The sequence below is a fragment of the Rhodanobacter thiooxydans LCS2 genome (genome assembly GCF_000264375.1).
Taxonomy (GTDB): Bacteria; Pseudomonadota; Gammaproteobacteria; order Xanthomonadales; family Rhodanobacteraceae; genus Rhodanobacter; species Rhodanobacter thiooxydans.
In genome coordinates this window covers 1-6,373 of sequence record NZ_AJXW01000120.1, presented here as the reverse complement: position 1 = coordinate 6,373, position 6,373 = coordinate 1, and the positions used below count along the sequence as shown (strand labels likewise).

The following is a 6,373-nucleotide window of genomic DNA, read 5'->3' as shown; positions in this document are numbered from 1 at the left end:
ACTTCAAAGTTGAATCCGCCCGGAATCCCGGAAAATTCCGGCCAGTGCCCTCATCCTGTCATCTGCTTATGTTCCGTAAAACTGGATGCCCCTGTGGCAAATATCGGGAAGCGCCTCATCGGGTGTGAAGAACGCAATGCTCAGGGGGAGATCCATTCGCGGCGACTTCGTTTTGAGGGCTAGCGTCACAAGTTGTAGGAGCCGCTCTTTGGCCACCGAAGCTGCCACTATTCCAAGAAGAATGAATTCCTCCGGCTTGTTGCTTTGGGTGTTCACCTCTGCCAGATAGGCAGCCCTAACAGTCCCCTCCTGCTCGAACAACTCACGCAGCACCTCATCAACTTCGTTCGTTGAGACGCTGGGCGGACCTGCAAGTATGACTTCGTTGTCAATGGGTTCCTGCTGCGCAAAGTAGCCAAGCTCTCTGCCCTCAAGAATCGCCGTGATCTCCGGTGGATACAGTGCTACCGCATCGATATTTGGATTGAGCATCAAGGTGGCGCCGCGCGTAAGTTCAAACAGACGCCGACCCGACATAGCCACAATCGAAATACCATCGCGCAACGGCTGTGCTAAACGCCAACGAATTGATCAGCGTTTGCCACCAACATTGCTCGCCGTCACCAAATTAACTGCTCACTGGCGCCAGACAAACTGACCAGCGCCGCCAAGTTGCTCGCCCAAATCGAGTTACAGATTTGTAGTACGCGGTTCCGCGCAAACTTTCTTGTGTACTGATGTACCGGGTAGAAGGGGATCGGGTGAGTTAACTCTTGCAGCACAGTCCCGTTGGTGACGTGGACGTTCGCCGCCTACAACTTGATCGGCTCGGAGCAGGTCGCCGATCTGTGAGATGACGAGGGCCGTACGTCTGGTGGATGCGGGGTCACCGATTCCAGCTACGGGGTACCGCTTCTTTCATGCTCGAATCTATCGAAGCGATGCTGCGCGCAACAGCGTGCTAGGCGGTCATCGGCTGAGCACTCATACAAGCACTATCTACCGCGCATCGCGGCCGAAGGAGGTATCTTGGCCGCTCGGATGGCAGGCCCGAGAGAAGCAAGTTGCCCAGCCACAACCATCAACACAATTCCGAACAAGAGGAATATGACTGACATCGGCGACTCGCCATAGTGTCGAATAAGATAGGCGTTGAGGGTATACGCTCCCGCGATTCCGACACAGAGCCCAGCTACTACCACGCAGATGTTTTCGACAAGGAAGTGATAGACGATGTCACTCCTGAGTGCGCCCAAAGCGCGACGAACGCCGATGGATTTCCCTCGTCTCGACACCCAGAAACTTACCAAGCCCGCAATGCCGATGATGGTGACCACTAGCAAAGCAACCAACGCATAGGTCATAAGACGCAGCATAGCCACGTCGTGCTGGAAGTATTTCGTACGCAGATCTTCGTAAGTCCCGACGTTTTCAATGACCCCATTGGGATTTGCGGCAAATAGGGCTTGGGCACTACGGTGCAGTGTACGGTCGAGATCAGTTGGCTTGGCACGGACGAGAAAAGCAGTAGTGTCACTGTTTGGTAGGACGGGCACGATGGCGGTGAGTTCATTCTCAGCGCCCAACGTGGGCGCCGGGCTGAGTAGGTGCCTGACAATTCCTACGATGCGCATCGGGTGGCGTTCGACATATACCACCTGACCCAGCGCGTTACGTGAGCCGAACAACTTCCTCGCGAGTTGCTCAGAAACAAGCACCGAACCTGCTTCCGTCAGTGCAGCACCCTGATCCTTATTTAGGACGTACTCGTCTCGGGTAAACGACCGTCCCTTGGATATCTCCAGCCCAAGGACATTCACCATATTAGGCGAGCCAATGAATGCGCTGACCTGCACACCCCCACCACTGCCCGAGTCGGTAGGCAATGACCGTGAGAAGGAAATATTGTAGCTACTTCCATTCAAAGGCAGTGACTGTACGGCTGCCACAGCCTCGACGCCCGAAACAGCCTCGATAGCGCGCATTGCCTCGACCGTGCGCACCCAATGGTTATCGCCACTCGCACTCGACCTGTCTGTGCTGGATAGCATGCCCAATCCAGATTCTTGGAGGCCGCTTTCCTGGTGCGAGGCAAGTACCCTATGGCTCGCCATTAGTGCCATATTGCAGACCACCGAAAAGGAAAATGCGACCTCGATGATGAGGATCAGCACGGTCAATTGGTGCCTGCGAAGTGAGTGCAGGATATGTCCAAGGTGCACGCGGGCAGTCATTGCAGTTTGAGCTCCAGCGCGGGGGGAATCTGGCAAGCTCGCCAAGCAGGGACAACGGCAGCAGCCAAGCTTGAGAAGATCGCAAGGCCTATGGTGAGCGTCAACATGACGACATCAAGATGAGCCAGTTGGGCATATCGATCAGGTTGACCTCGAATGAGGTTGAGTCCAAATACCGTCAGTGCACAGCCCAAGGCTCCACCAAGCACGCCGACAACTGCGGCCTCACTCATCAGCTGGATTAAAATATCCCGCTTCTTCGCACCCAATGCCCGCCTAATGCTGATTTGAGGTGCCATCTGCAAGAACTTGGCAAGAAGCAAACCTACCGCATTTAGTAGACAGACGACCAAGAATAGTTGAGCAAGGAACAGCTGCCGCGACACGTCATCGGGCACAAGATTCAAGTGCTGCAGTCGTTCCATCAGAGGATCCAACCTAGCATCGGCGGCGCGCAGCATCCTTCCATGCTGCTGTTGGTTTCTCCAATACGAGTTCAAAAACTGGAGATACTCTGCTTGGCGTTTGGGACTGTCTAGGCGAACCCAAAACTGGAGCCACCCACATTGATCCCCTTTGTGTGGGTCTTTGTCTTCGCCCCAACACGACATGCCTCCCCCGATGCGCATTTTCTGGTCAAGCGCTGTTTGCAGGGGAACGAAAAACTGGTCTCCTTCACCGAAGGCATAGTCTCCGCTCAGACCGCCGTAAAATAGGGGTTGCGGGTGCCAATTTGAAAGCACGCCTACAATGCGGTAATCAACATTATCCAGATGAAGCATCTCACCTACAGGATTAGCTGAGCCAAAAAGCTTTTTGGCAAGTTCACCGTTCAACACAACCACTCGATCATGGTCACTGTCTTCTTGCGACGTCCATCCAGATCCCCCAACGAAAGGCGTCTCGAACATGCCAAAAAACTCAGCAGTCACCAGATGCCCGCTGACGTAGAACGGGCTGGATCGCCCGCCGGGTGGACTGATCAACGCTCGGCCACCGGCCATGGCTGCCTGCCGGTCAGCTCTATGGGCATCCAAAAGGCTAGATGCATCGGCCCAGGTGAAGCTCTCCCCCCCCGCTCCCTGCCACCCGAGAGGGCTTGCGTTAATGAAGGGATAGAACAAGCTTCCGCTTATGGTCGGTGCAGGATCTTTGGTCATCACATGGATAACCGTGATCATAGTCATGCTCGCGCCAATGCCCAGTCCAATCGCAACGATTAGCATGCTGGCGATGACGCGGTTTCGCGCAAGACTGCGGATACTCAGCTGTAGGTAATAGCGAAACACCCGGCCTCCTTGGTCAACGCAATCAATCGGGCGGCACCATGTGCCGCCCGAAATTCCAATTTCTTAAGCTTGGTTTAGACCTGCCTTGAGGGCGTCAACTTCAATCTGCTTCATCCCCGCATCGCGCAAAGCTACTGCACGGCTGAGCTGCGCCTCGGTTGTTCGCAGGGACGCTTCAAGTGATTTGATCTGCTGATCAATTTCTTTCCGCTTCGCTTGGTTGTCGGCAACCTTTTGACTAGTGAGCGCAGGATCCTGGGTCGCTTTCGTGCCCGATATGGCGGACATCCTCGCCTGCGTCCTCTGCATGCGAAGTTGAGCGAGTTCTCGATCGCATGTTCTAGCGGCACGCATTGCCGAGCTCAGCTGTTTCATTTCAGCGCTTTGCTGAGAGGCGATTGTCGCCACCTGGGAGTCGAGATCGACCGCTTTGTTGACCAGCGTCGGATTTGTGACTGTGAAGCTCGACTTATTGTTGCGAAACCACATTATAGGCTGCTGTCCTCTTTCCATCCGAAGGCGTCGGATCCCGGCAAGATCGCGCTTTTGGGCTCGCACAATCACCACATCCTTCGCCAGGAGCGCGTATCCGTCGTCTTCGCTTGGGGCGCCGCTGACTTCAACACGCTTGGCGGCCAGCTCATCCACATCAAAAGAAGGCTCTGAGGAGATGGCTTCTGTCTGATTTGCTTGAGTTGGCGATTGATTGGATGGAGAGGAGCTTGCGAGGCTTACCGAGCAAGTTGCAGCGAGCGCAAGACCGAACATAGCCATTGATAGAGAGAGGGGTCGGGAAATTGACATAGAAAATCTCCTGGAATTTGGAGGCAAGCGATCTGCGTGAGTCGCTCGGGAGGGCCGCAGATACACTGCGGCCCTCGTCGATCAGACGCAGTTGCAGCCAGTGCTATCTGCAGCACATGCACCTGCACATTCGCAGGTACCACCACCACCGGAACACTTGTTCAAAAGGTTGGGGTGCACCGTGGTTGATGCACCGAATGCAGAGCTAACTGCGCCGGTAGCGATCACAGCGATCGCGAGGATGTTAAGGATGTACCTTTTCATCACTTCCTCCTTAGAAGAGCTGTTGCCAAGATTGCCCGGGATCGGGCAATTTCTTTGCACCTAAGGTGTCAGCTTTCTGTGATAGCACGTCATTTGATGGCTATCCCAGCTCCCGTAGCTCGTATACAACCGAGCCCAGGACGCGGGCTCTCACCCTTTTGCATACCGTTTGATAAGCGCGATGAGCGTTTCTTTACTCTGGTCGCCGCTTACCACGTCTCCATTGATGACGAGCATGGGTGTGCTCGTGAATCCTAGTCGCTGACCTTGCGCCATATCCGCGTCAACCTCACTAGCAAGTTCCTTTTGCGCGATGCAAGAAGCGAATTGGTCGAGGTTAGGAACCTGGGCGCTGGCTGCGAGATCTCTCCAGTTGAGCGTCCCGAGTTTGGCGTTATTTTGATAGACCACCGTTTGAAAGGCTCCTACCACGCCCTGCTTGGCTGCGCACTTGCCGGCCAGTGCAGCCTCATAAGCGTGTGGATGAGCCAATGTCAAAGGAAACTCGTAGCGGACAATCTTAATAACGCCCGGCTGCTGCGCGGCCAGTGTCCTCAACTTCCCTTCGAGGCTTTTGCAGAAGGGGCATTCATAGTCTGAGAAGTCCAAGATCGTCACTGGAGAAGCGGCAGTTCCTGTCGCTGGCGTGCGATTTGCTGCCAAGTCCTTCCAATTCGCGACGTGTTGACCTGTGAGGATGCCGTCCTGGGCCGGCGTAAAGAACTCCCTGTGCACCATGGAAACGGCCACCATCGCCGCACAAGCCAAAAGTGCACCGGTCACGATATTCTGAAAAAGATTCTTGCTTGCCATGCTTGTCTTCCATGAAGAAGGCCGCGACAAATGCTTGCCGCGGCCTTATGGTCAATCAGTTACTGCGACAAACGCAACCGGTCGAATCGGCGTAACAAGCGCCCGAGCACTCGCACGAGCCACCGCCGCCCGAGCATTTATTCAGTAGCATCGTATGGACAGCGCCTGCCCCAAAAGCAGAGCTGGCAGCACCAGCGGCAATCACCGCAAGAGCAAACACGTTCAGGAAGTAACGCTTCATCATTGCACTCCTAGTTAATTGATGTCGTACCTCTATACCCGTTGCCTGTCCGGCCGTATCCCACTGAGTAGTGCCTCCCGTTGTTCGCGGCAGCACATGCATACGGAGCGTGGCGCGGTATCCCTGCCTATGGCCGACCACCGCATGAATGCTTTGGGCTGAGCTATTCGCACTCCCAATGCATACGTCTCTGAATCCCAAAAACGAATCGCCTAGAACCAATCGCGTCGATCGGCGGAAGCACCAACACGATCGAGTCTATACCTGTCGCTTCATGCAGAACCTTCGCTAACTGTGCGTTGTTTCGCATTTCTTTGTAGGCGAGACCCTACAACGCCCTGGGCTGCACCTCGTCGCATCGAATGCTGTTGGCTATCTCATACGCTCAATGAGTTTCAAAAATGCCGTGGCGGCGATCAGAGCAAAGAAACCAGTCAACACCATCACACCACTTAACGGTCGCGGGGCGTACGGCGCAAGGTAAAGCAATCCTAGTCCACCACACGTCAGCCTCACCATCTTGCGTTTGAACTGTTGCCTTGTCAGGGCTTGATAGCGCAACTGCCGATCACGATCCTGTTCCGCATAGTAAGCGAACAGGTTAAAGCCGCAGAGATGGCAATGTTCTGTGGCTCGCCACGTGGAACGATCGCATTGCGCCGCAGCTCCCGGCTGATGGTGCTGTCGGCTCGCCCCATCTCCCGGGCGATCTGCCGGAGCGGGAAACC

At 55.0% G+C, this 6,373-nt stretch carries 5 protein-coding genes and 1 pseudogene; all 6 read right to left on the bottom strand.

Going from position 1 to position 6,373, the window contains the following annotated elements:
• Positions 1-66: 66 nt before the first annotated feature.
• Entirely contained in the window at positions 67-564 is a 498-nt protein-coding gene (locus UUA_RS18010) for an enhanced serine sensitivity protein SseB C-terminal domain-containing protein (RefSeq protein ID WP_235605957.1), read from the bottom strand.
• A 431-nt stretch (positions 565-995) separates the two neighbouring features.
• Positions 996-2,174: an ABC transporter permease gene (locus UUA_RS18005; protein ID WP_235605959.1), complete on the bottom strand. Its 1,179-nt coding sequence runs from the start codon at positions 2,172-2,174 to the stop codon at positions 996-998.
• 56 nt (positions 2,175-2,230) lie between these two features.
• Positions 2,231-3,523, bottom strand: coding sequence for an ABC transporter permease (locus UUA_RS19065; protein ID WP_039954489.1), 1,293 nt, complete (start codon positions 3,521-3,523; stop codon positions 2,231-2,233).
• Positions 3,524-3,586: 63 nt separating this feature from the next.
• Positions 3,587-4,327 carry a hypothetical protein gene (locus UUA_RS17995; protein WP_153022959.1) on the bottom strand — a complete coding sequence of 247 codons (741 nt, stop codon included), beginning with the start codon at positions 4,325-4,327 and terminating at the stop codon, positions 3,587-3,589.
• 414 nt (positions 4,328-4,741) lie between these two features.
• Entirely contained in the window at positions 4,742-5,404 is a 663-nt protein-coding gene (locus UUA_RS17990; RefSeq protein WP_008439555.1) for a DsbA family protein, read from the bottom strand.
• 876 nt (positions 5,405-6,280) lie between these two features.
• Positions 6,281-6,373, bottom strand: a pseudogene (locus UUA_RS20345) (helix-turn-helix domain-containing protein); the annotation flags it as partial.